Origin of the sequence: Massilibacillus massiliensis, assembly GCF_900086705.1 — a bacterium.
In the GTDB taxonomy this organism is placed as follows: domain Bacteria; phylum Bacillota; class Negativicutes; order FLKF01; family FLKF01; genus Massilibacillus; species Massilibacillus massiliensis.
The window spans coordinates 1,487,380-1,513,048 of the sequence record NZ_LT575483.1 but is presented as its reverse complement, the minus strand read 5'-3'; the positions used below and the strand labels follow the sequence as shown (position 1 = coordinate 1,513,048).

24 protein-coding genes are annotated in these 25,669 nt (G+C 38.3%); all 24 read left to right on the top strand.

The window, feature by feature from the left end:
- Positions 1-105: 105 nt before the first annotated feature.
- On the top strand, positions 106-687 hold the full coding sequence (locus BN6559_RS07405) for a hypothetical protein (RefSeq protein ID WP_110954121.1): 582 nt from the start codon (positions 106-108) through the stop codon (positions 685-687).
- 31 nt (positions 688-718) lie between these two features.
- Positions 719-2,491, top strand: coding sequence for a BamA/OMP85 family outer membrane protein (locus tag BN6559_RS07400; protein ID WP_234407903.1), 1,773 nt, complete (start codon positions 719-721; stop codon positions 2,489-2,491).
- 164 nt (positions 2,492-2,655) lie between these two features.
- On the top strand, positions 2,656-3,846 hold the full coding sequence (locus tag BN6559_RS07395; RefSeq protein ID WP_199883827.1) for a hypothetical protein: 1,191 nt from the start codon (positions 2,656-2,658) through the stop codon (positions 3,844-3,846).
- A gap of 116 nt (positions 3,847-3,962) precedes the next feature.
- Entirely contained in the window at positions 3,963-4,433 is a 471-nt protein-coding gene (locus tag BN6559_RS07390; protein ID WP_110954118.1) for an OmpH family outer membrane protein, read from the top strand.
- Between the two features lie 84 nt (positions 4,434-4,517).
- The gene (locus BN6559_RS07385) at positions 4,518-5,480 is read left to right on the top strand and encodes a hypothetical protein (protein WP_110954117.1); all 963 of its coding nucleotides are present in this window, start codon (positions 4,518-4,520) and stop codon (positions 5,478-5,480) included.
- 51 nt (positions 5,481-5,531) lie between these two features.
- Complete coding sequence (locus tag BN6559_RS07380; protein ID WP_199883826.1) at positions 5,532-5,954, top strand: OmpH family outer membrane protein; 423 nt, start codon at positions 5,532-5,534, stop codon at positions 5,952-5,954.
- An 18-nt stretch (positions 5,955-5,972) separates the two neighbouring features.
- Positions 5,973-6,992: a UDP-3-O-(3-hydroxymyristoyl)glucosamine N-acyltransferase gene (lpxD, locus tag BN6559_RS07375; protein ID WP_110954116.1), complete on the top strand. Its 1,020-nt coding sequence runs from the start codon at positions 5,973-5,975 to the stop codon at positions 6,990-6,992.
- Between the two features lie 310 nt (positions 6,993-7,302).
- Complete coding sequence (locus tag BN6559_RS07370; protein ID WP_110956314.1) at positions 7,303-7,920, top strand: YjbH domain-containing protein; 618 nt, start codon at positions 7,303-7,305, stop codon at positions 7,918-7,920.
- Between the two features lie 40 nt (positions 7,921-7,960).
- Positions 7,961-8,812, top strand: coding sequence for a lysophospholipid acyltransferase family protein (locus BN6559_RS07365; protein WP_110954115.1), 852 nt, complete (start codon positions 7,961-7,963; stop codon positions 8,810-8,812).
- A gap of 147 nt (positions 8,813-8,959) precedes the next feature.
- Positions 8,960-11,278, top strand: coding sequence for an ABC transporter permease family protein (locus BN6559_RS07360; RefSeq protein ID WP_110954114.1), 2,319 nt, complete (start codon positions 8,960-8,962; stop codon positions 11,276-11,278).
- 11 nt (positions 11,279-11,289) lie between these two features.
- Positions 11,290-12,045: an amino acid ABC transporter ATP-binding protein gene (locus BN6559_RS07355; RefSeq protein ID WP_110954113.1), complete on the top strand. Its 756-nt coding sequence runs from the start codon at positions 11,290-11,292 to the stop codon at positions 12,043-12,045.
- A gap of 443 nt (positions 12,046-12,488) precedes the next feature.
- Positions 12,489-13,316 (top strand): UDP-3-O-acyl-N-acetylglucosamine deacetylase, encoded by an 828-nt coding sequence (lpxC, locus tag BN6559_RS07350; RefSeq protein WP_110954112.1) that lies wholly within the window; start codon positions 12,489-12,491, stop codon positions 13,314-13,316.
- 16 nt (positions 13,317-13,332) lie between these two features.
- The gene (gene fabZ / locus BN6559_RS07345) at positions 13,333-13,773 is read left to right on the top strand and encodes a 3-hydroxyacyl-ACP dehydratase FabZ (RefSeq protein ID WP_110954111.1); all 441 of its coding nucleotides are present in this window, start codon (positions 13,333-13,335) and stop codon (positions 13,771-13,773) included.
- Between the two features lie 203 nt (positions 13,774-13,976).
- On the top strand, positions 13,977-14,795 hold the full coding sequence (lpxA, locus tag BN6559_RS07340) for an acyl-ACP--UDP-N-acetylglucosamine O-acyltransferase (RefSeq protein WP_110954110.1): 819 nt from the start codon (positions 13,977-13,979) through the stop codon (positions 14,793-14,795).
- Positions 14,796-14,824: 29 nt separating this feature from the next.
- Positions 14,825-15,628 (top strand): LpxI family protein, encoded by an 804-nt coding sequence (locus BN6559_RS07335; RefSeq protein ID WP_110954109.1) that lies wholly within the window; start codon positions 14,825-14,827, stop codon positions 15,626-15,628.
- 85 nt (positions 15,629-15,713) lie between these two features.
- Positions 15,714-16,850, top strand: coding sequence for a lipid-A-disaccharide synthase (lpxB, locus tag BN6559_RS07330; RefSeq protein ID WP_110954108.1), 1,137 nt, complete (start codon positions 15,714-15,716; stop codon positions 16,848-16,850).
- A 48-nt stretch (positions 16,851-16,898) separates the two neighbouring features.
- Positions 16,899-18,620: a lipid A export permease/ATP-binding protein MsbA gene (gene msbA, locus BN6559_RS07325; RefSeq protein WP_110954107.1), complete on the top strand. Its 1,722-nt coding sequence runs from the start codon at positions 16,899-16,901 to the stop codon at positions 18,618-18,620.
- Between the two features lie 44 nt (positions 18,621-18,664).
- Complete coding sequence (gene lpxK / locus BN6559_RS07320; RefSeq protein ID WP_110954106.1) at positions 18,665-21,145, top strand: tetraacyldisaccharide 4'-kinase; 2,481 nt, start codon at positions 18,665-18,667, stop codon at positions 21,143-21,145.
- Between the two features lie 25 nt (positions 21,146-21,170).
- Positions 21,171-21,905 (top strand): 3-deoxy-manno-octulosonate cytidylyltransferase, encoded by a 735-nt coding sequence (kdsB, locus tag BN6559_RS07315; RefSeq protein ID WP_110954105.1) that lies wholly within the window; start codon positions 21,171-21,173, stop codon positions 21,903-21,905.
- A gap of 40 nt (positions 21,906-21,945) precedes the next feature.
- The gene (gene kdsA, locus BN6559_RS07310; protein ID WP_110956313.1) at positions 21,946-22,770 is read left to right on the top strand and encodes a 3-deoxy-8-phosphooctulonate synthase; all 825 of its coding nucleotides are present in this window, start codon (positions 21,946-21,948) and stop codon (positions 22,768-22,770) included.
- A gap of 74 nt (positions 22,771-22,844) precedes the next feature.
- Entirely contained in the window at positions 22,845-23,393 is a 549-nt protein-coding gene (locus BN6559_RS07305) for a KdsC family phosphatase (protein WP_110954104.1), read from the top strand.
- A 95-nt stretch (positions 23,394-23,488) separates the two neighbouring features.
- Positions 23,489-24,403 (top strand): lysophospholipid acyltransferase family protein, encoded by a 915-nt coding sequence (locus BN6559_RS07300; RefSeq protein ID WP_110954103.1) that lies wholly within the window; start codon positions 23,489-23,491, stop codon positions 24,401-24,403.
- Complete coding sequence (lptC, locus tag BN6559_RS07295; protein WP_110954102.1) at positions 24,396-24,950, top strand: LPS export ABC transporter periplasmic protein LptC; 555 nt, start codon at positions 24,396-24,398, stop codon at positions 24,948-24,950. The genes BN6559_RS07300 and lptC overlap by 8 nt, the downstream gene beginning before the upstream one ends.
- Positions 24,947-25,648 carry an LptA/OstA family protein gene (locus tag BN6559_RS07290; RefSeq protein ID WP_110954101.1) on the top strand — a complete coding sequence of 234 codons (702 nt, stop codon included), beginning with the start codon at positions 24,947-24,949 and terminating at the stop codon, positions 25,646-25,648. The genes lptC and BN6559_RS07290 overlap by 4 nt, the downstream gene beginning before the upstream one ends.
- The last annotated feature ends 21 nt before the right edge of the window (positions 25,649-25,669 follow it).

Below are 25,669 nucleotides of genomic sequence, written 5' to 3'. Positions count from 1 at the left end.
ATTGCTTAATTTTGCTGATTTATGGCTGAAAATAGCTGGTTTTAATATGAACTTTGTTTTGGATTATAGTATTGTCTATAGGATTGACATTAGGGGTGTGATCTAATGGCGGAGTTAAAAGATCGGATATCGAATCATGTGAAAGCCGCAAAAGCGTGGCTTGGCAGAGCTGAAGAGTCCTTTGATAAGGAAGAAGATATCCGAGGCGAGCTCAACTTAATGTTGGCACAAGCTGAATTGAAGCGTGCACAAGAGTCCAAAGAAAGAAATAAAAAATATCGGAGAAAAAATCGACTAATTCACAGTATGCTTGCTGCCAGTGTTGCTGGTTTGGTTGCAGTTGTTGGTTTTAGTGGATTAGGTATGATTGATAGAAAACCAGCGGTAGAGGCCATTGTTCAATTCAATGAATTAGAACAACCCAAAGCGGTAATTGTGGATAAAACTGAAAAGCCTTTGCTTGATGATAAACCCAAGCAAAGGACAGAAAAAAAGCTTGAAAGCACAGTTGCCAGTCCCGTTATAAAACGGGAGATATCGGAAGTAAATCCGATACAAGAAACAAATGTGCATGTTGAAGAAAAAATCCATCAGACTTCAACATTGAAAGAAGAGTCTATAGACTTACCGCCAGCCCAAATGCAGACATTAATGCGTGCTGCCGGAAAGTCACTACGCGGACAGTAATGAATTAGAAATTGGAGGATAATGCGTGAAGATGAATAAAAATTATAGAGCCATTTTATGTGCTTTAATGCTTACCACGAGTCTAGTAACAGTTACGCACCCAGTCTTCGCCGAAGAAGTAACTGCCGAGACACAAACAGAAACTGCTGCGAATCCAACGAATGCTTATATGAATAAGCCGATCATGAATGTGAGTGTAGCCGGGAATAAAACAATCAATCAAGAAGCTATATTGGCTGTTACGAAAATAAAAGCAGGCGATATTTTAACAGAAGAAGCAATTAAGCAAGATATGAAAGCAATTTATGAGATGGGAAATTTCTTTGATATCATCGTAAATTTTCAAGAGATTCCTGAAGGTGTAAAAGTTGTTTATACCGTCATTGAGAATCCGATCTTAAAAGATATTGTCGTGCAGGGAAATACAAAAGTAACGACTGAGAAAATCTTAGAAATGCTTACGGTAAAAAAAGGTGAAATTTTAAATACAAAAGATTTGAATACGAATGCACGCAGTGTTGAAGCATATTATCATGATCAAGGCTTTATTTTCACCAAAGTCAGTGATGTGGCTATGTCACAAGAGGGTATTTTAACTTTAACAATAAATGAAGGTGTTTTAGAAGGCTTTAAAGTAAAAGGCAATGAAAAAACAAAAGAACATGTAATTACGCGTGAAATGCGCTTAAAACCAGGTGAAGCTTTTAATGTAAAAGATGCACGCCGCAGTATGCAGCGGGTTTATAATCTAGGCTATTTTGAGGATGTAAATATGAAATTAAATCCAGGCCGCGAGCCAAATGCTGTGGTACTGGAAACAGATGTTGTAGAAAAACGTACAGGCTCGTTTTCTGTAGGGGCCGGTTATAGTAGTTCTGATGGTTTAGTTGGTATTTTAGAAGTTGGTGATACGAACTTTAGAGGTACAGGCGATGCGATCAAAGTTCATTTTGAATTTGGTGGCGATGCGGATTCTTATGACAGCTATCAATTCAGTTATACAAAACCTTGGTTAGACAGCAAACAAACTTCTGCTACGGTTCGTGTATATGATATGACACATGAATACGATGATTACAATACAGATGGTGACCTCATAGAAACTTATGATAAAAAATACAAAGGTTTTGAACTTTCCTTTGGCCGTCCGGTAAGTGAGTATTCAACGAATTATATTACACTGAAGAATCGTACGGATAAATATATCGAACATGTCAGTGGTGATACCAATTATGGTGATGGTACGCATCAACAATATTTAGATGATAATTTTGGTAATACGCGCAGTATCACACTTGCGCATACGACCGATACACGTGATAATATCTATAATCCAACCGAAGGTGCAAAGGTTTCAATCAGTGGTGAATTTGCCGGCTTAGCAGGTGGTGATTTCGACTATGATAAATATACTTTTGACGATCGTCACTATTTCAAAGTAGGTCGTGCGCATGTCATTGCAACACGGGCAACTGTAGGGTATGCTACGGGTTCAATGCCAGAGGCAGCACAATTTGATGCGGGCGGACAATCTACTTTACGTGGTTATAAGGATGATCAGTTTGAGGGCAAGAATTTATTGTTAGGTTCAGTTGAGTATCGTTTCCCGATTGCAAGTAAAGTAAAAGGTGCGGTATTTACTGATTTCGGTAATGCTTGGAGTGGAAGTTACAGCGTACCTGACCTTCATGCAAGTGTTGGTGTTGGGGTACAGCTTGAAACACCAATCGGTCCGATTCGCTTAGACTATGGTAGAGGCGATGATGGCGGCAGAACGCACTTTAGTTTTGGAGGCAGTTTCTAACAAGACTTAAAGCCAGGCAATTCTGCCTGGTTTGTTTGTAATTTGCAGGTCAATTGGTGAGGTGAGGCATCATTCGGAACTTTATTTTTGCACTTGCTTTGTTTCCCTGGTTCTTATGTTCAGCACCTACAGTGCAGGCCGCGATTCCCGAGCTGATTGACACTTTGCAGGTAAGGGTAGAAACGGAACAAGGGGTAACAATCCCGGATAGAATTGGGAAAAGGATGCAAGCGAGTGTCTATACGATTGGCGATAATGTTTTAGTTGGACATCCTGTAGAAGAAATTGTTACAAAAAAAGAAAGTTATGAGAACTTAATTCAAGAAGTGTTTGACCGAATTTTAGTCGGTTATTCTGTAAAATCTGTGACAATTACGCCAAACACAGCAGCAAATATCGTTGTAGTAGTTTCACCATGGTCTGACGTGATTCGAGAAGTCAAGGTAGAGGTTGCGGTAAATGAAGTTTCGCCAGAGGTGAAAACTTTAATTTTAACCGATATCGCTGAAATTGAAAGTGTAGTGCACAATGTTTTAATTGGCTTACCGGTTGATGCAGTTGAGTGGGCACGTAGTGTAGTAAAGATAGCGCTTACAGAATATTTATCCGTACGTTTACCGGAATATGATTTTAGTTTTGATATAACAGCAGATCATGTTACAAGGCTTCATTTAATCTTGTATCCAAAAGGAACGATCGTACATGATGTCAATTTGTCCTTGCGTTCTGAAACAATTCCTAATTTATTGTTGCTAAATTTTAGACCATATATTCAAAGACAATCAGATCAATTGATTGGTTTACCAGTCAGTTTTGTGAAAAGGCATCAGGATTATTTTGTAAATGCACTTACGAAAGTTTTAAATGCGGATAAAAATCTGCAAAAATTCGGTGTAGTAACGAATATAAAAATGCAGACCGCAAACAATACCGATATCATAATTCGTGCTGAAACCGATCGATATCGCATTGCATTTGAAGGTTATTTAGATGTTGGTCGAGAGGAAGATAATACATCGTTGAAACTTCATGCCGGGAGAATGATTTCTAGACAAAATGAAATTTTTGCGGAAGTTGATTTCTTGCCGCATAAAGTAAAATGGATATTTCTTCCGGGATTAGCGCATGATATAACACCGCAAATGCAGTTAGGTTTTAAATATGATATGGATCAAAAGGCATCCATCTTGTGGGCAAAGCAAAAAGTTGCAAATAAGTGGATTCTTAGATTTGAACATACACCGAAAACCCAATTGAATGAATTTGCAATTCGATATAATCTGCATGATTTTGTCGGTGTAGAATATGTAATGAATGATGATGATCATTGGTTGCGTATGATTGGATATTTTTAAACTTTCTTGAATAAGAAGCGCTAGTTTGTTATAATAATGTTGTTTAACTTACGAGTCAGTGTGTGAAAAAATGAGTTGAAATGTAAATGCCGAAAGGCAAAAAGGAGAATATTAAAATGATAAAATTCGAGAAAAAACAAATTAAGATTATTAGTGTAGCAATTGCGTTTGTTTTTGTATTTAGTATTGTTGCGCTTGCATTATCACAATCAAGTACAGGATTTGCCGGTGCGGCTGGTTCTTCTTCCAATGTTGGTGTTGTAAATCAACAATTGATCGTTTCACAGCATCCTGATATGACAGCAGCAAAAGAAGCAATGCAAAAAGAAGTGGAACAAGCAAAAGCTGATTTTGAATCCAAATCTGCAAATATGAATGATCAGGAAAAACAAGCGTATTATCAACAAATCCAACAACGTTTAGCAGCGAAAGAAAAAGAATTAATTACGCCAATTTTTGATAAAGTGGAAGCTACGATTAAAAGTGTAGCAGATGCAAAAGGTTTATCTGTTGTTCTTGACAAAAGTAATGTAGTTTATGGCGGACAAGATATTACGGATGAAGTTGTAAAAAAGCTTTCTAAATAATAATTTATAGAGTTAAAAAAATGTGTTTTAACAGTACCGAGCAAGGGCAACCGCGCTCGGTACTTTCTTAGAAAGGGTGGTTTTGTGGCGAGTCGAAAGGTTTGGACGATTGGTTTCCTTGTTTTAGCCGTTATCGCGTTTGCCGGATATCTGCTGAAGGCTGCAGATGGCGACTCAAAAAACCCTGAAGGTTCGACGAATGTAGCCGCGCAGACAGATCTGGGCATTATCGATATGAATAAAGCTTTAAAAGCGCATCCCAAATATAAAGATTTGGTGCGTTTAAATAAAGAATTCAATACATTGAAGGCCCAAAATGAGGAAGGTCAGGATTTCGCAGTAAATCGTCAAGTGCCTGCCTTAAATCAAGGCGCAGTTGAAGAGGCTGCACAGCAAAAGGAAAATGAAAAAATTACGGCAAAACGCGCTGAAATAAAGGACAAACTCAAACGAAAATATGAAGAGGTCGCAAGGCCGTTTGCCGAAAAACTACAGGGTGAAGTCGCTGAGATCGATCAATATTATCAACCGCTTCTTTTTGATTTAAAATTGAAATTAGAAACAATTCAAATGCAGGAAGAAGCTAGAAATGAATTGAATCAAAAGCGGATTGCTTTAGAAAATGAACGAAATCAAAAAGTACAGCAAAAACAAAAAGCTGTGGATGATCAGGTCAATGCGATTATGCAAGCTGAATCACAAAAGGCTGAAAGCGAATTTTCTGCATATGCCAATCAAATCGCACAAAGTGCTGATGCAGAGCGAGTGAAAAAGCAAACAGAAATTACAGAACGCAATACAAAAGCTCTGGAAGAACAAAATGCAGCAATGCAATTTGATGTGGGTAAACTTGCCAAGGGAAAAGAAGCGATGATTTATAAAGAGCAAGAAATCCATGTACTAGAGGAAAGTATAAAAAACGATATCGCGAGTAAAGTCGCAAAGATTGCAATAGAAAAAAATCTGACGACTGTATTAACCACTGTAGAGGTTAATATTCATGCACTTGATATTACAGATCTTGTGGTAGCGGAGTTTAATAAGTAACAGAAACGCGTATAATAGAAAAGAAACTATAGTTTAAGGGAGGCTTTACAAGTGAAGTTACAAGTAAAACGTGTACTGGCAATGCTTATGTTGGCAGTGCTGGCAGTCATGATGACAGGGTGCTTTAATAATACAGACAAAACTGGGGTTGTCGACGTACAAAAGGTTATGCAAGACAGTCCTAAGGTAAAACAATTTCAAGATCAATTGAATGAAAGTGGCAAACAGTTGACGGAAAAACTTGAACAAGAAAAAGCAAATTTGTCGGCAGAGGATTTTCAAAAACGGCAGCAAGATACCTATGCTGAATTTGTTAAACAGAAACAGGATTTAGAAGGTCAAGTAGATACTTTAATGAATCAGGCTTTAACAGATGTTGCGAAAGAAAAAGGATTATCCGTTGTATTATATAAAAATAATGTTGCACAGGGTGGCGTAGATATAACAGATGATGTCATTAAAAAATTGCAGTAATATTGGGAGGATAATCTCTTGAAAATGACGCTAAGAGAAATTGCTAAGTTAGTAGATGGCAATATATTGGGTGAGACTGAAATTACAATTACGGGTGTGACGAATCTTGATAATGCGACAGCAAACGATATTACGTTTGCTGTGGAACCGCATATTGCACAAGGGGAGACTTGTCATGCTGCGGCTGTTATTATTCCAGATACAATTACAACCTATAAAAAGCCAGCAATTTGTGTTGCGAACCCGCGGGCTGCCTTTACGAAATTATTAGAGGTTTTTACGCCACCGTTAAAAATTAAACATGAAATTCATTCTACGGCAGTGATCGGAGAAAATGTTACGCTTGGAAAAAATATTGCAATTATGCCTTATGTCGTCATTGATGACGATGCGGTGATTGGTGACAACGTGATCTTGTATCCGCACACCTATGTGGGACAAGGTGCTGAAGTTGAAGAGGGTAGTACGATATATCCAAATGTTACAATTCGGGAATTTTGTAAAATCGGGAAACGGGTGATCATTCATAGTGGTGCAGTCATTGGCAGTGATGGTTTTGGTTTTATCACTACGAAGGGCAAACACAGTAAGGTTCCGCAAGTTGGCAATGTAGTAATAGAAGATGATGTTGAAATTGGATCCAACACTGGTATTGATCGTGCAACAACTGGCTCCACACGAATTAAGCGAGGCACAAAGGTGGATAATCTTGTTCATCTTGCGCATAATGTCGTGATTGGTGAAGACGGATTAATTGTTGCACAGACTGGTATAGCTGGAAGTACAAAAGTTGGAGATCATGTTACGTTTGCTGGTCAATGTGGCTGCGTCGGTCATATTACCATTGGTGATGACTGCGTCTTTGTGGCGCGGTCTGCACCGATCAATGATGTACCGGCAGGTTCTTACTATGGCGGTTTTCCGGCACGTCCACACAAAGAGTGGCTACGTATTACAGCTGCGGCCAATAAAGCCGCTGATGTTGCAAAGAAGGTTCGTGAGCTTGAAAAACGCCTGGCTCAATTAGAAAACAATTGAAGACCTTTGTCTCCCCGGCGTTTTCGTACCCGGCTTTTTCCGGAAAAATATGTTCCGAAGGATGAAAAATGACCGACTTACGTTAAAAAATCCGTTTGTTTGAGCGAAGCGAGTTTAGGATTTTAGTAAGGCGGTCATTTTTCAAGTATTTTGGAGGTATGAAGCCTAGACTTTTTGGTCCTTTTGTGGCAATGACAAAAGGACATCTTCGTTTTTAAGAGTGCACTAGATTTTTGTAAATAAAATGTTATTGGGATGGTCCCTCTTATTTTGATATGAAATAGAAAGTATGAAAGGATTTATTTTATCAATGAAGAAGCTATTATATAGTGTAATATTATTTTTTTCTTTTATCAGTATGACAGAAGCAGCCCCTTCCACAACCGGATCGACAGGTATGATTGATACACCAACAGCGGATGTTCTCAGAGAAGGACAAGTTTCATTTGGATTTTATGACCTGCATGAAGGTAGATCTGCCAGTCTTGGTTTTAACGCTGCCAAAAATTTAGAAATCAGTGCGGCGCGAACGGATTTTGATTTTTCTGATAAGGAAACTTATCTAAATGCAAAATATGCAATTCAAGCAGAAAGTGTATTTACACCGGGCATTGCCGTTGGCGTTGAAGATTTTGCAGATCGGACTGAGCGGACAAGTTACGCCGTGGCTAGTAAAGGGTTTCCGTTGGGATTTAGAGTGAATGTTGGTATCGGGAACGGTCGTTATGACGGAATGTTTTATGCATTAGAAAAAAATATTACGCCACTGGGGATAAAAGGTGTATTTCCGGATACAGCTTTGATCGTAGAACACGATGGACATGACATGAATTATGGCGTACGCATGTCTGTTGTACCGGGTTTAAAACTAAATGCTGGCTGGCGTGATAAAGAAACTTATGTTGGAGTAACTTATAATTTATATTAATTCTGACTAAGTTTTGTTTTTAGAACTTGGAGTTGATTCGATGGCATATGTATGCATTAAATTATTTAGTAGATTTATTTGTTTTTTACCAGTTTCGCTGCAAAATAAAATTGGTGCTTTTATCGGTCATACTACATGGATGGTTGTTCCGGCAAAGCGTAAATGGATGGCGGTACAAAATATTGTTGCGGCATTGGGCGTTGAACAAGCAGCTGCGGCAGAAGTAGCCAAATGCAGCTGGACTCGATTTGGTAAGATGCTCATGGAAGTGATGGCATTTCCAAAAATTAAAAAGAACGTGGATCATTATGTGAAGATTCAAGGGAAAGAGTATATGGAGCAAGCACTTGCTTATGGAAATGGCGTAGTGCTTGCTACTGCGCATAGCGGTAATTGGGAGTTGTTGGGTGGCGCACTTGCGTTACATGGATATCCAATCGTTGCTGTTGCACAAAAACAGACCAATGGAGATATGGATCGTTTAATTAACGAATATCGGACGATGGTCGGTATGCACGTCACTTATAAAAATGGGGTGCGTGAAATGATTAAAATGTTAGGCCAAGGCAGTGTCATTGGATTGCTAATGGATCAGGATGCAGGCAATGATGGTGTTGAACTAGAGTTTTTTGGCAGACGTGCATTCTGCCCGCAGGGACCAGCTTTTTTGGCACGGATGAAGAATGCACCGTTATTACCGACTTTTATTACGGAAAATACGGATGGAACCCATACGATTCTTATTCAAGAACCATTTTTTGTTGAAAAGACAGAAGATAAACAAAGAGATATTAAGGAAACAACGAAGAAACTAACTGAAATTATTGAAAAACATATCCAAAAACATCCAACGGAATGGTTTTGGATGCATAATCGTTGGAAAAAACATTAAAATCCCCGTTTGGGGATTTTTTTTTTGTAAAACATAAAGTAAAACATTATGGAGCAAAATAACTGGAGAACTTTATTCGATGAGAAAATTTATGCGAAGATTTTTCAGGTAAAATAGATCTTCATTTATGATTGCGAGGGAGAAAAAATGGATTTCTTTAAGCGAGATATTGTTTTACTTTTATTGGTGAGTATTTTATTGGGAACAGCGGTGTCTAGAGCGGTTTCTTATGGGGCAGATCTATATTTTAAGGAAACTTTAATTAGTTTAGTTGGCGATTATGGCGAATATGATTTGATTGTTCAGATTCGTGAAGAAAATAAAGAGAACGGAAAAGTGCAATTGGAAAAAATTCTTGCAGAAAATTTAGTCGGTGCGACCTATAAAGAAGGACCTGCTATTGTGCAAAAAGTTAACTTTTTCATTGCTTTGCCAAGTGAATACAAAAATAAAGCAGTATATGAGAGTTTAGATAAGATTTTTTCCAGTATTCCTGGTGGGGCAGGTATTAGTATCATTACCGAACCTAAACTAGATATTCGTGGTGTGCCAACCGGTGCTGTAGAGATGATGATTGAGCAGTTGCAGGCGATTCCTGGGGTGGATTTCGTTTATCGAAGTGGAAGCAGTATTGGTGTGGTCTTAGCGGGAAATGAGCATATTGCAAGTGTAACCAGCCAGGTAGAGGCCGTGCTCGGCACGAATAAGATGCTGGAAATCAGCTTTCCAGCAGGTATGGAGCCGGAAAATCCCGTATTATTAGCAGAAACGATTGTAACCAATTTATATAAAAAACTGCAGCTTCGTATGGCAAAATATGTGTCAGTTGATAATAGCAACGATGATATTGCGCATATGACAAGTACGATGCAGGAAATGCGTAAATTTTTAAAGGTGTATCAAACACAACTTTACATCAAACCGGAGAATCATATTACATTGGCCAAAGATTATAAACTTGTATTGCAAGGTGAAGATATGGGGGAGTTGCAAGTTGGTGAATTGGTGCAAAAAAAACATATTATTGTTTCTTTGACTGGTGCAAATGCAAATGGTTCATTTACTGGTGTTATTACACAAGGTGATGTGCAGAATATAAAAGACACGCGTGCGTATTTAGTTGATCAAGATCGGGTTGCTGCGTACGCAGGAAATGTCACTTGGTCAAATCCACGCGAAGAAATGCTTTATGCATTATCGGAAACGGAGAAGCTAACAAGCGAGCTGCCTAGATTTGCTAAGGAGAGTAATACAGTGAGTAAGCTCGCCTTAGATACTTTAAATTTTTATGATGAAAATGCTGCAAACGTAGAAAAAACATTGGGCAACATGGATAACGCTGTAAATATTATAAATCGTGCCAATGAAAAAATTGAATCGATTGATGTACCAACGATTCAAGCAAAATTAAATAGTTCCGCAAAATCTATGACAGGATTAATTGGTACTTTGAAGTTGGTTCGTTTAGTGAATCCGGATGTAAAGCAAACCATCGGGGCGTTAGAAGAAACACAGGATAAAATGACCGATTTTAGTGATCTTTTAAGTGGTGTATATAACGTAAATGAAGAAGCGGTACAAGCAAAAAATATTTTATCGATGATGACTGACAATGGGAATCGAATCAATCATTCTTTGCAATTGTTAAACCAAGGAAATACAAAGGATAACTTAGTGAATGCAAACAAACGTTTAAATCAACTTGCAAATTCTGATTTTACAAGTGTCAGCGAGGCTTTGGGAACATTACAAGCATCTGCACCTAAACTCAACGATGAAGAAATTTATAGTTCCATTGGCTTAATGGATAAAATGATCAATGGGCAAGTAATTCCTAATAAAAGATTGCAAATTATGATCGATCATACTGTTTGGATAGAAAATGTAAAACCAATTATTTACGAAACAATTGGACATCAAAACGTGGGGATTTTTGAATCCAATATTGGCGTAATTGAGCCGAATGTGTACTTGCAAGCATATCAAATTTTAAATGAAGTGCAATCGGTGTTGGCTGGGGTTACAGCATTTGTGATGACAATTATTCTCTTAGCGTTGGATCACACGGCAGTTATGTCTGCATTGCGTAATCAAAGATTAAGAAAAATGTTGTATAAACAGCCCAGCGGATTTTTACCGTATAGCAGACATATATTGCAGAGCATCTTTTATATAGAGAACGTCTATGGAATGCTTGTTGGAGCAGGAATGCTTAGTTTGATATTTTATTTTTCCGGCGCACAGATTCCTTACGTAAATTGGTACATCATTCCGTTTATTGGTGCGGCTTTCGGTTTCTTAATGGCTTTGATTACAGAAAAGATTACGCCGCTTTCTTTGGATGAGGTATTGGCTGGCGAATCGTTAGGCATGACGTTTACTGAAATTATGCACGAAATCATTATACCAAATAGCAGACCGGGCGTATTAGAGCGCTTGAATAAGCGTATATTGAAATTCAAATAAGGGGGGATTGGATGTTTGCCATTTCTAATTTGTCCAAGCAATTTGGTACAGTAAAGGCGGTAGATCGGATTAGTTTAACAGCAAAACAAGGTGAAACCATCGTTTTAATGGGACCGTCTGGCTGTGGAAAGTCAACAACAATTCGAATGATTAACCGTTTAATTGAACCTGATGAAGGCAATATTTATTTTGATGATATTGATATTACGAAATTAAAACTACCTGAACTCCTTATTATGCGTAAGAGAATTGGCTTTGTATTTCAGCATTTCAATTTAATTGCGCGTTTGTCGGCTCTTGAAAATGTTATGCTAGGGCTTGTCATGGGCGGTATGGCGAAAGAGCTTGCACTGGATAAGGCCAAGATTGCTCTCAGCAAAGTTGGCTTAGAAAGAGAGATTTATAACAAGCCTGCAGCTCTGTCGGGTGGACAGCAGCAAAGAGTTGCGATTGCCAGAGCACTCGCTTTAGAACCGGAACTCATTTTGTGGGACGAACCAACAGCATCTTTAGATCCTATGTTGGTTAGGGAAGTTCTTGTCATAATGGAAGAACTCGCAAAATATCGTGCCAGCACAATGTTAGTTGTTACACACGAGTTATCATTTGCACTCAATGTAGCAGATAAGATTGTTTTAATGGATCAGGGGCGGATTGTTGAAACTGGATCGACACAAGAGATTTTTATCAACCCAACCTCTGCTGTTGGGAAAAATTACAAAGAACTTATTGTCTATCAGATGGATGCGAGTAAACATATTCTTTAGCATCTGGAGAAGCTATGGACAGATAGGCGGCGGGCTGGCGATAAGCACCTATCTGCGTCGTTGCATGAAGGTGCTGCTCGTCGACGTACGACAGTACGACTCCTTCACATCCCCTTCATGCGCCTAGCATCTAGGCACTTCTCACCAATCGGCAGCCTATCTTCGTACTAGTTTATAAGTGGAGCGGGGAACGAAGGATAAAATATTTATACATCATGTAGATATTTGATTTTTAGAAAAAATTTTTTGCCTGCAATTCTCCGGTGCAGTACATATTGTCTAAAGTGTGTGATACTTCGCTTTGTAGGACGAGATTATTACAATTTAATCTGAATTTTTCATGAATTTATGACAGGTTGAAAATAAATTTTTCTTAATACTTGCAGGATGCGCTAATATTTTGTAGAATAGACAAAGGTTATCATGTCAGGAGGATTCTATTTATGCAGTACCAAACGACAATTGCAAAGGAAGTAACCTATACTGGTATTGGTTTGCATTCGGGTTGTCAAGTTACGATGAAATTAAAGCCGGCCCCGGTAAATACGGGCATCGTGTTTATTCGTATTGATATAGAAGGTTCACCAATGGTTGCTGCTATTTCTGATAATGTAACAGCTACGATTAGAGCAACAACGATTGAATCAGGCAAGGCAAAGGTCTTTACAATTGAACATTTAATGTCCGCTTTCCATGCATTAGGACTAGATAATTGCTATGTTGAAATTGATGCAGTAGAGCCGCCAGTAACAGACGGCAGTGCATTGGTTTTTTTTGAGTTGATCCAAAGTGCAGGCATTGTAAAGCAAGCAGAGGAAAGTAGAGAAGTTATCATTGATCGGACCTACATTGTCAGAAAAGACGATAAATTTGCAATGATTTTACCGTATGATGGATTTAGAGTGAGTTTTACTTCGGTCAATCCAAGTAAACTGATTGGTGTTGAATATGCAGATTATGAAATTACAGCAAAGACTTTTTATAAAGAAATTGCACCGGCTAGAACCATTGCCTATCAAAAAGAAATAGAAGATTTGCAAAAAATGGGACTTGGTTTAGGTGGAACATTAGAAAATGTAATTGTATATGATGACGAGAAATGGCTAACGAAACTTAGATTCGAAGATGAATTGGTACGTCACAAAGTATTAGATATCATTGGGGATCTTCGCTTGGTTGGGCGAATACGCGGACATATTGTTGCTGTAAAATCTAGTCATGCGATCAATACGGAGCTTGCAAAACAAATATCAACTGCAATTTGTAAGTAAAGAGGAGGAGTTTACTATGGTTTTATCAGTAGTAGATATACAGAAAATATTACCACATCGTTCCCCATTTTTATTAGTCGATAGAATTATTGAATTAGATCCTATGAAACGCGCTGTCGGTATAAAAAATGTGACAATGACAGAAACACATTTTCAAGGACACTTCCCTGGCAATCCAATTATGCCGGGTGTATTAATTTTAGAGGCAATGGCACAAGTGGGTGGTGTTGCAATGCTTTATCCTGAAGAAAATCGCGGGAAAATTACATTTTTTGCAGGTATGGAAAATGTACGGTTCAGAAAGCCTGTTGTACCTGGTGATCAGTTGCGTATGGTTGCTGAATTGGTCAAAATACGTGGTTCTATTGGTAAATTACATTGTGAGGCATATGTTGAAGATCAATTGATTGCCCAAGGCGATTTTACTTTTGCATTAAAAAACAATGAAAATAAATAGAAATTAGGTTGTTTTCTTATGAAATGTTTAGCTATTGTAGGATTTTTATCCTATAATAGCTGATTTTGGCGAAATATTAACCGTTAAATTTTTAATGACTCTATGGACTATATAAAAAGTAAAGGAATAAATCCATCGATTTAGGGAGAAATTTACGTATAGGCGTTGAGATAAATTTGCGGGGAAAAGGAGTTGATATACGGATGAAACCAGAAAAAGTAGTTGCTTTGCGTACAGTGCATGAAACAGCAGTCGTACACCCTGGTGCACGACTGGGCAAAGATGTAGAAATCGGCCCTTATGCTGTGATTGGCGAAAATGTACTCATTGATGATGGTACAAAGATCGGCGCACATGCAGTCATAGATGGTTGGACTAGTATAGGTAAAAATTGCGTGATATTTCCTGGTGCTTCGATTGGTGCTGAACCACAGGATTTAAAATTTGCTGGTGAGAAATCGTATGTATTTATCGGTGATCATACAAAAATTCGTGAATGTGCGACTGTAAACAGGGCAACTGGTGAAGGTGAAGAAACACGTATTGGCGCAAATTGTCTGATGATGGCATATACGCATGTCGCGCATAATTGTGTTGTCGGAAATAATGTCATTATGTCAAATGCAGCAACTTTAGCCGGGCATGTTATTGTGGAAGATCGAGCTGTAATTGGTGGATTAACAGGAATTCATCAGTTTGTAAAGGTTGGTCGTAATGCAATGATTGGTGGGGCATCAAAAGTCGTACAGGATGTTGTTCCTTATACGATTGTGGATGGACACCCTGCGAAAGTTTCCGGATTGAATAGTGTGGGAATTTCACGGGCCGGAATTGCGATTGATTCGCGGCGTAATATTAAAAAGGCTTACAAATTACTTTATCGTTCAGGTCTTAGCTTGACGCAAGCGATTGCAATGATTGAGCAAGACGTAGATTCTTGCGATGAAGTTGAGCATTTACTTCGTTTTTTACGTAATGCGGAGCGTGGTATTTGCCGTGGACGTAAAGAGAGTAATGAATAGTGATTTGAGAACCATTCGGAGGAAATGATATGGATAGAATTGGCTTGTTGGCTGGCATCGGCAGACTACCCGTTGAATTTGCGCAAGCAGCAAAAAAAATGGGGTTTGAAGTGTTTTCGGTTGCTTTAGTAGACGGTGTAGAAACAGATTTAGCAGAGAATGTCGTAAAACTGGAATCCATTAGTGTTGGTCAACTTGATGCAATTTTACAGTTTTTAAAACAGCATGATATAACGAAAGTTACAATGATTGGTAAAGTTACAAAAGAATTAATGTTTGGCGGTAAAGTTGAAATTGATGAACGGGTGAAAAAATTAATTACTTCTTTACCGGATCATAGTGATGATACATTAATGCTTGCGTTTGTTCGCGAACTTGCAATGGAACATATTACGGTTTTTGACCAAACCGCATTGATTCGTTCTTTGATGGTAAAAGAAGGAACGCTTACCAATCGTGAACCATCAGCGTCGGAAAAGGCGGATATGGAATTTGGTTTTAAAATGGCCAAAGCAATTGGCGGTCTTGATATTGGACAGACGGTTGTAGTAAAAGATTTAGCAGTTATAGCTGTAGAAGCAATTGAAGGTACAGACGAATGTATTTTGCGCGGTGGTAAACTAGGCTGCGGCGATGTTGTTGTAGCGAAAGTTGCAAAACCAAAGCAAGATGTTCGATTTGATGTACCAGCGATTGGCGTAAAGACAATTGAATCGATGTGTGCAATTGGAGCGAAGGCTTTAGTGATGGAAGCTGGAAAAACAATATTGGTTGAAAAAGCGAAAGTACTTGAAATTGCAAACGAAAATGGAATAACAATTGTCGCTCTGTAAATACTGAGAATAAGAGGCGCGGCGGATGCTAAAATTAAATAACAGCGTCCTCGCGTCTTTTTAAAATTCTCATTGGAGGTTTCTTATGTGCAAAGTGATGATCTCTGTTGGTGAAGCATCTGGAGATTTACATGGTGCAAGTATTGCTGCAGAATTAAAAAAAATAAAACCGGATATAAAACTATTTGGTATGGGCGGTAAAGCTATGCGTGCAGCTGGAGTTGAAATTACGCATGATTTTGCAGATCTTAACGTGATGGGTTTTTTTGAAGTTATAAAAAATTTACCGCGCTTTTTCAAATTGCGTGATGAATTAGTTGAAGTCATGAAAAAAGAAAAACCAGATGTCTTGCTTATCATAGATTATCCAGATTTCAATATCAGACTAGCGAAATGTGCAAAAAAATTAGGCGTACCAATTTTGTCTTATATTCCACCCTCTGCATGGGCTTGGCGTAAAGGAAGAGCAAAATCGGTAGCTAAGATTGTTGATAAGATTGCATCAATTTTTCCTTTTGAAGCCGAAGTTTATAAAAAGGCTGGGGCAGAAGTTGTTTTTGTTGGACATCCTTTAGTTGATATTGTAAAGCCGAGTATGACGAAAGAAGAAGCGTATCAACATTTTTCAGCAGATCCTGCATGTCCGGTTGTTCTATTATTACCGGGAAGTCGTGCCCAAGAGATTACCTCTTTGCTGCCAGTTATGCTCGAAGGGGCAGAGAAAATACAAGAAGACCATCCTAATTGTCAATTTTTCTTGCCGGTTGCCTCAACAATTTCCCAGGAAATGCTGCAAAATATGATGAAAGATTACAAAGTAAATGTAAGCTTTGTTCATGAGAACATTTACGATTTAATGAATATTGCCAATGTAGGAATTGCTGCCTCTGGCACAGTCACCTTAGAAGCGGCTATTTTGAATTTACCGGTGGTGGTAGTTTACAAAATGCCGTCAATTACGTATTTTATCGGGAAATTACTTGTTAAAATTCCGAATATTAGTTTGCCGAATATTGTGGCGAATGAACGAATCATTCCTGAGCTATTGCAAGATGAAGTTACAGCGGAGCATATTGCATGCGAAGCGATAACATTATTAGAAGAAAATGAAAAATCAGAGATGGTGCATCAAAACTTACTGAAAATGAAAAAGACACTTGGTGAGCAGGGCGCTGTAAGACGCGTTGCTGAAGAAGTTTTATCAATGATAGATGAAAAGTGAAAATTTGCAATCGTTTACTCTAATTAGTATGAAACTGGAGGGTATTGCTTGAGTACTTATAAACGTTTACTGTTTTATATGAAACCTTATATGCCTCGATTTACAGTAGCTATTCTATGTATTATATTTGCGGCCGCTGGGAATCTTTATGTTCCATGGATCATGAAGGATGTAATTGATGAAGTATTAGCACAAAAAAATATGACGATGCTGAATACAATTGCAGTTGGCATTGTTATCGTGTTCTTTTTTCGAGGTATTTTCTTTTACGGGCAAACCTATTTGATGTCGTATATAGCACAGCGTGTCATTATTGATATTAGAGAAGATTTATATAAACATCTGCAGACGTTATCCTTGGCTTATTATGAAAAACGTAAAACCGGTACGATTATGAGTTATATTACCAATGACGTTGCAGCATTACAAGCAGCGCTTGTCAGCAGTATGGTAGAAATCGTGCAAGAAGGTGCGATTTTAATAGGATCACTTGCTACGATGTTTTTTCTACATTGGAAGTTGTCTTTACTTACGATGATCACCGTGCCGATTATTGCACAAGCGATGAAAATCTTTGGCAGAAAATTAAAGAAAACCAGCGGAATTATGCAGGAACGAATTGCTGATATTACATCTGTATTGCAGGAAGCGATTTCATCTGTTAGGGTAGTAAAAACTTTTGTTCGTGAAGAATATGAAATTGGACGTTTTAGAGAACAAAATATTTCTAATTTTCGTGCGCAGATGAAAAATACCCAAGTGATGGCAACGCTAAGTCCTGTTGTGGAGTTTTTAGCGGCAATTGGAGTTACTGCTATTATCTGGTATGGTGGTTTTGAAGTTGTAAATGGAAATTTAACATCCGGGGCATTAATTGCATTTTTGGTCTATGCTGTTAATTTATCGAATCCGGTAAAAAGATTAAGTCGTTTGTTTGGTGAGATACAGAAAGCGCTGGCAGCAGCAGAGCGTGTATTTGAGGTTCTTGATACACAGACAGAAGTGAAAGAAAAGGAACATGCCATCGAATTACCAATGATCGATGGCAAGGTGAGCTTCCAGCAGGTTACATTTGAATATAAACCAAATGAATTGGCATTGGACCATGTAAATTTAGAGGTTGAGTCGGGGCAAATGGTTGCCATTGTTGGTCCAAGTGGTGCTGGAAAAAGCACAATCGCCAATTTAATTCCACGTTTTTATGATTTAAAATCAGGAAGCATTTATATTGATGATATTGATATTACTGATGTAAAATTAAACTCATTACGTGAGCAAATTGGAATTGTGCCGCAGGAAACGATATTATTTAATGGATCCATTTACGATAATATTTTATATGGAAATTTAAATGCTACAAAATCTGAAGTGATCAATGCGACAATTGCGGCAAATGCGCATGATTTTATTATGGCGATGCCGGATGGGTATGATACGCAGATCGGGGAACGTGGAACCAGTCTTTCTGGTGGACAGAGACAACGTATTGCAATCGCGCGAGCAATATTAAAAGACCCACGTATTTTAATATTAGATGAAGCGACTTCTGCACTGGATACAGAAAGTGAAAAAATTGTACAAGCGGCATTAGATAAGCTGATGATAGGTCGTACTTCTTTTGTCATTGCGCATCGTTTATCCACCATATTAAATGCAGATTGTATTATTGTTATGGAAAAAGGGAAAATTGTTGAACAAGGGACACATCAGGAATTGCTTAAATTGAATGGTTTATACAGCAGTTTATATAAAATACAGTTTAACAAATAAATTAAATTGTATTTCAAGATTGACGAAAATTGTGAGGTGCACGTATGCAGATTATATATAACATAGTGGCGGTTTTATTGGTTATGATTGCAATGCCGGTATTTGCTGTTCGTGCTATGCGCGAAAAGGGATTTGTGGAGCGGCTAAGACAAAGTTTTGGTTTTTTGCATAAAGATGCGCTAAAACCAGTAGCCAATAAAGGTTGTATTTGGATACATGCGGCTTCGGTTGGTGAAATTGTTGCAGCAAGTCCCTTGATTAAAGAATTCCGGTTGGAATTTCCGGATAAACCTATATTGGTATCCGTGGTTACGAATAATGGATATGAAATGGCGAATCGTATTGTAAAGGATGCGGATAGTATCATTTATTTTCCATTGGATTTGCCTTGGCTTAGCAGCAATGTAGTAAAAAAGATTATGCCAAGTGTATTTTTACCGGTTGAAACAGAACTGTGGCCAAACTTTTTGAAGGCGGCGCGAAAATATCACATTCCTGTTATGATGGTCAATGGCAGAATCAGTGATAAAAGTGTAAATCGTTATCACTATTTGCGTGGCGTGCTGAAAGATATGATCGGTACAGTAAAAAAATTCTGCATGCAATCTGCGATTGATGCGCAATATATTATAAAATTGGGAGCAGATCCAGAACTCGTTACAATTACGGGAAATACAAAATTTGATCAAACCTATACGGATGTGGCACCAGAGGAAAAACAACAAATTATTGATGCTATGGGATTGACTGGTTCAGAGGCAATTTTGCTTGCCGGAAGCACACATAAGGGTGAAGAGAATCTAATCTTAGAAGCATTTCGGCAGTTGAAGAAAGAATTCCCTACGGCAAAACTAGTGATTGCACCGCGAGATATTTTAAGAGTTCATGAAATTGCAGAGACTGCTAAAGTTTTTGGACTTAAGGCAAAAACGCGGACTGCATTAAATAAAAATCTTGAAACGGGACATGATGTTGTCCTGCTGGATACGATTGGTGAATTAGGCAAGGTTTACAGCATCGGTGATGTGATTTACGTTGGCGGCAGCTTGGTGTCACATGGTGGACATAATATTCTAGAACCGGCGGCACATGGGAAAGCCATTCTTGTTGGACCGAATATGTTTAATTTCAAGGATACATATGCGTTGTTTTCCAAGCGTAATGCTTGTATTACAGTCAATGATGCAGTAGAACTTGGAACGAATATTCTAAGACTTTTTAGAGATCCGAAGGCAAGAAAACAGATGGAAGAAGAAACCTTGGCAATCGTAAAAGAGAATCGTGGGGCTTCGCGAAAGAGTGCGATACTTTTGCGTGAAATGCTAGATGCCTACGAGCAACAGCGGGGCAAGGCAGGCAAGAGTTCTATTCGTCAAATTGAAAATTTTCAAACCTATTTATATAAATTGGTACATGGTGAAGTGAATGGCCTTTTATCAAATGTTGTTTTGGGAATTTTGCATATGTTTTCATTCATTTATTGTCAATTAATTAGCTTAACAATATCTCTATATCGACAAGGGATTTTTAAACAATATAAACTGGATTGCCATGTCATTAGTCTAGGCAATATTACGGTAGGCGGTACAGGAAAGACCCCAACGGCGCAAAAACTTGCCTTGGTCATACGTGATATGGGCTATCGTGTGGTGATTTTAAATCGTGGTTACCGGGCAAAGTGGAAGGGCAAAGTCGGCGTTGTTTCGGATGGGAAAAAGATTTATATGTCAGCGGCTGAAGCCGGCGATGAAGCATTTCTGCTTGCGAAAAATTTGCCCAAAGTACCAGTTTTGATCGGAGCGGATCGGGCGAAAACCGGAAAGTATGCAGTTGAAAAACTCAATGCACAAGTGGTGATTTTGGATGATGGATACCAACATTGGAAATTAATCAGAGATTTAGATATTTTACTGATCGATGCGATCAATGTCTTTGGCAACAATTACATGTTGCCGCGTGGGACCTTAAGAGAACCGCTTTCACATTTGAATCGTGCCGATGTGTGTCTATTAACAAAGGTTGATCAAGCAGAAGCAGGTGCCTGTGAAAGAATTAAAGAAACGGTTGCACGCTATAATGACCATGCGGTTCTTGTAGAAAGTATCCATAGGCCTCAGTGTTTTATTGAAATCGCTGATTGGTATAAAGATATTCCAAGTAAAATTATCGATGTGGATACTTTGAAAGACAAGCAAGTCATTGCTGTATCGGCAATTGGTAATCCGGCTTCATTTGAACAAACCATTAGTAATATTGGCGCTGTCTTGATTGATAGTATACGGTTCCCGGATCATCATGGCTATACGATGGCAGAAATGCAGGCAGTGCTGGACAAAGCCCATGAACAAGGTGCAGAGGCAATTATTATTACTGACAAAGATGCGGTGAAGATCCCGGCAGAAGCGATTTATTCCAATCGGCAATTGCCTATTTATATTTTGAGTATTGAAATTACGTTTCAAGAAGGCGCGGCACCATTTATCGAGTTTATTCGTAAAAGTTTAAAAGATAAAATACAAAAATAAAAGATCATTTTGAGGAGGAAGTTTAATGAAAATTTTATGTGTGATACCAGCAAGATATGCTTCAACGAGATTACCAGGCAAACCTTTGGCGGATATTGCCGGAAAACCAATGATTCAGCGTGTTTATGAACGCGCAAGTTTAGCAAAAAAGCCTACGGAAGTTTTGGTAGCGACAGACCATGAAGCTGTGTTTCAAACGGTAGAAAACTTCCATGGACATGTTATGATGACATCCGCGAATCATACGAATGGTACAGATCGTTTGGCGGAAGTTGCGAGAAAATATACAGATGTAGATGTGATCATCAATGTACAGGGGGATGAACCTCTGATTGAACCAAGTATTATTGACGAATTGGCAACTGCATTTGATGATGAAACATTGCAAATGGCAACCGTTATGACGCCGATGCAGGAAGAAGAGAAGAATAACCCAAATGCGGTAAAAGTTGTTACGGATTTAAATGGCTATGCCTTATATTTTTCCCGTTCTCTTATGCCATATCCACGCAATGATCATCAAGTTCCTGTTTATAAGCATATTGGCATTTATGCGTATCGTCGTGAGTTTTTGCTGAAATATGCAGCTATGGAACCAACGCCACTTGAACGTACAGAGTCTTTAGAGCAGCTTCGTGTTTTAGAAAATGGCTATAAAATTAAAGTATTAAAAACGGATTTTTGCTTTGTCGGTGTAGATACAAAAGATGATTTACTCTTAGTAAATGAAATCTATGAAAAGCTTGAAGCAAAAAAATAGTCGAACTACATGGACAATTGATAAAAGAGAGGTAACAAAATTGCATACAATTAACATTGGTGATATAAAAATTGGGGCTGGACAACCACTAGCTCTATTGGCAGGGCCTTGTGTAATAGAAGGGTTAGAACGCAGTCTGAAAATTGGTCGTGAAATCAAGGCTATAACACAGAGATTAGGGATTCCCTATATTTTTAAAGCTTCTTTTGATAAAGCAAATCGTTCTTCGTATGCTGGTTTTCGCGGACCGGGCTTAGAGGAAGGTTTAGAAATATTAAAAGCAATAAAAGACGAATTACAAGTACCGATTGTCAGTGATATCCATTGTTCATCACAAATTGAAAAAGCGTCAAAAATTTTGGATGTGCTGCAGATTCCGGCATTTCTTTGCCGTCAAACGGATTTACTTTATGCAGCAGCGAAAACTGGGAAAACGATCAATGTAAAGAAGGGGCAGTTCATGGCCCCAAAAGATATGAAAAATGTGATAGAGAAACTCCGTGAGGGTGATAACGAAAACATTATGCTTACGGAACGTGGTGTAAGTTTTGGTTATAATAATCTTGTCGTAGATATGCGAAGTTTTCCGATTATGCGTTCTTTTGGCTATCCGGTCGTTTTTGATGCAACGCATAGTGTACAGCTTCCGGGAGGTGCAGGGACAAAATCTGCTGGAAATCGTGAATATGTTGAATATTTATTACGGGCTGCAGTTGGTGTTGGTGTGGACGCTCTATTTATGGAAGTGCATGATAATCCTGAAGAAGCGCTTTGTGATGGCCCGAATATGGTATATTTGGACAAACTAGAAGATATATTAAAAGATGCAATTGCAATTGATCAAGTGGTTCGCAGACATAAATAAAGTTTCGTATTATTAATACGATATATTGTTAAATAAAAAAGTTTTGTGCTTATTTTGTAGCAGGGAGTGATGAAATGCATTTTATGGATAGAGCCGGTAGGGTAAAAGTTATTATTTTTGATGTAGACGGTGTTTTGACGAGCGGTAAATTGAATTTTAGCAAAAATGGGGAACTGTTTAAAAATTTTGATGTATATGATGGAATGGGAATTTCTTTATTGCATAATGCAGGAATTAAAACAGCGATTATTACGGGAAGAAAATCTGATATTGTTATGATTCGCAGTCAAGAGTTGAAAATTACGGATGTGTATCAAGGCAATAACGATAAAATTTATGCACTCAAAGATTTGCAAAAAAAGTATCATTTGCAGTTAGATGAAATCGCTTATGTTGGTGATGATTTATTGGATCTGCCTGTATTGGTTCAAGTTGGTTTTGCTTGTTCCGTTAATAATGCAGTACAAGAAGTCAAAAATATGGTACACTATGTTTCTAGAGCCAATGGTGGAAATGGCGCGGTGAGAGAAATCTCAGAACTGATCTTAAAAGCACAAAATAAATGGGATGATATTATTGCTTCCTATATTAACCGAGACTCGATCGAAGAAATTCAGCAATAATCTTCAAAATAGTATATAATAGAGAAGATAAACCCACTTATAGTTAAGTGGGTTTATTCAAATAATTTGTTTACGATTGAAAGGAGTGGCGATCTATGCAATATAGAGTTTTAAAATTTATCAGTTGGGTATTGTGTTTATTGCCACATCGTGTATTGTTGTGGCTCGGCAAAATCTTAGGTGGGATATATTATCAGATTGCTGCAAAACAACGTAAGCGGGCGATCAAACAAATGATGGAAAGCTTGCAAGTTTCTGAAGAGAAAGCAAAAAAGATTTGTTTAGATTCTTTCATTAATATTGGCAGAACATTTCTTGAAATTATGTATATGCCGAATTTAAAGCGGCATAATTTTACGGAGTATATGGAAATAGAACATATGGATCGCTTTAAAAATGCATTGGCTGAAGGACACGGTGTTGTTATTTTAACTGCACATATTGGTAATTGGGAGTGGTTATCGGCTGCACTTACCTTTTCGGATATTCCGCTTACGGCAATTATCAAGCGTCAACCAAATGATCAGCATACCGTTCTTTTAAATGAATATCGTGAAATGGTCGGTGTCGAAGTATTTTCACGCGGAACGACAGAACTTGTTGGAGCAGCAAAGGCGTTGAAAAAGGGCAAGACGCTGGGATTTCTTGCCGATCAGGATGCAGGCCCAAGCGGGGCATTTATTGATTTTTTAGGGAAACCAGCTTCAACTCCTCTGGGACCAGCTGTTTTTGCGAAACGATTTAAGTCTCCTGTAATTCCGTGTTTTATTGTTCGCAAACCTGACGGAAAGCATAAAGTGATCATTCATGAGCCATTATACTATCAAGATCATGGCAATGAAGAACAAGATCTTTATGATTTCACGGTGAAGATGACGCGTATTCTCGAAACTACCATTCGCGAACATCCGACACAATGGCTTTGGTTTCAAAAACGCTGGAATACAACACCCGATATGAAGAAACAAAAACAAAGACATACCACGAAGGAACAGGTGGAACATGAATAAACAAATCATAGGTTTAATCCTAGCAGTTTGTATTGCTGTTATAGGTGTATTATATTGGGCTTTTTCCGAAGAGATTCATGTACCAGACCAAGATAAAAAGGTTGAAGAGCCTCCAGTTACCATGTCTTATCAAGGGAATACCTTAAGTGAAGAGAAAGACGGTAAAAAGATTTGGGATTTAACAGCTGAAACCATTGAGATTGAAACAAATACAAAAAACGCAATTTTAAAAAATATCCAGGGGATTTTTTATCAAGAGAATGGACAAACAGTTACATTAACAGCACCACAAGCTTTGTATGATCATAAGACAAAAGATATTACCATGCAAGGAGAAGTGATGGCAAAGAGCAGTGATGGTGCAACATTTCAAGCAAAAACTGTTATTTGGCAAAGTCAAAATCAGATATTTCAGGGAGAAGGAAATGTTATTGTGACCCGTGATGATACGGTGCTGACTGGCGATAAAATAGAGAGTGATGCAGGCGTTGTTAAAGTAAAAGTAGCCGGAAATGCACATATTATAAAAGGAGGTGTGACTCAATGATGCATATGAAAAAATTTATGTTGACAATGATTGCTTGCGCTATGATGACAAGTGCGTATGCAGCAGGTGATAAACCAGTAGAGCTTTATGGCGATGTAATTGAATATGATTCGGCGACTGGTATCATGACAGCGACTGGCTCGGTAAAAATGATGCAGGAAAATGCTGTCGTAACAGGCGTGCAAGCTGAATATAATTCGAAGACCAAAGTAGGTAAAGTTACTGGCGGGGTGCATTTTGTAAAAGAGGATATTGATATGACTTCGGAAAGCGTAAATTCTCTTGATGAAAATCATATCGTTGCGATCGGGAATGTTGTGATGAAAAAAGGTACCAGTACTTTATATGGTCCGCAAGTAGACTATTTTAGCGATCAAGAGTATGCTATAATAAATTCTAATGCGCGTATTGTCGATCCTGACGGAACGATGACATCTGACAAACTTGAAATGTATATGGCAGAGAATCGTGCAGTTGGCACAGGAAATGTGCATATCGTGAGCCAAACGAAAAATTTAGATGCGACAGGCGATACCGCGACTTATTATAGCGGGCAAGAGCGAAGAGGTAAAATGGTGCTTTCGGGCAATGCTGTAGCTATACAGGATGGCAATACATTACGTGGTAAAACGCTCACGTTGTATTTAGCCGATAGCAAACCAGCGGAAGAAAAACAAATCGTTGTACAACCTGAATAAATTTAACCTCGAAATGAGGCA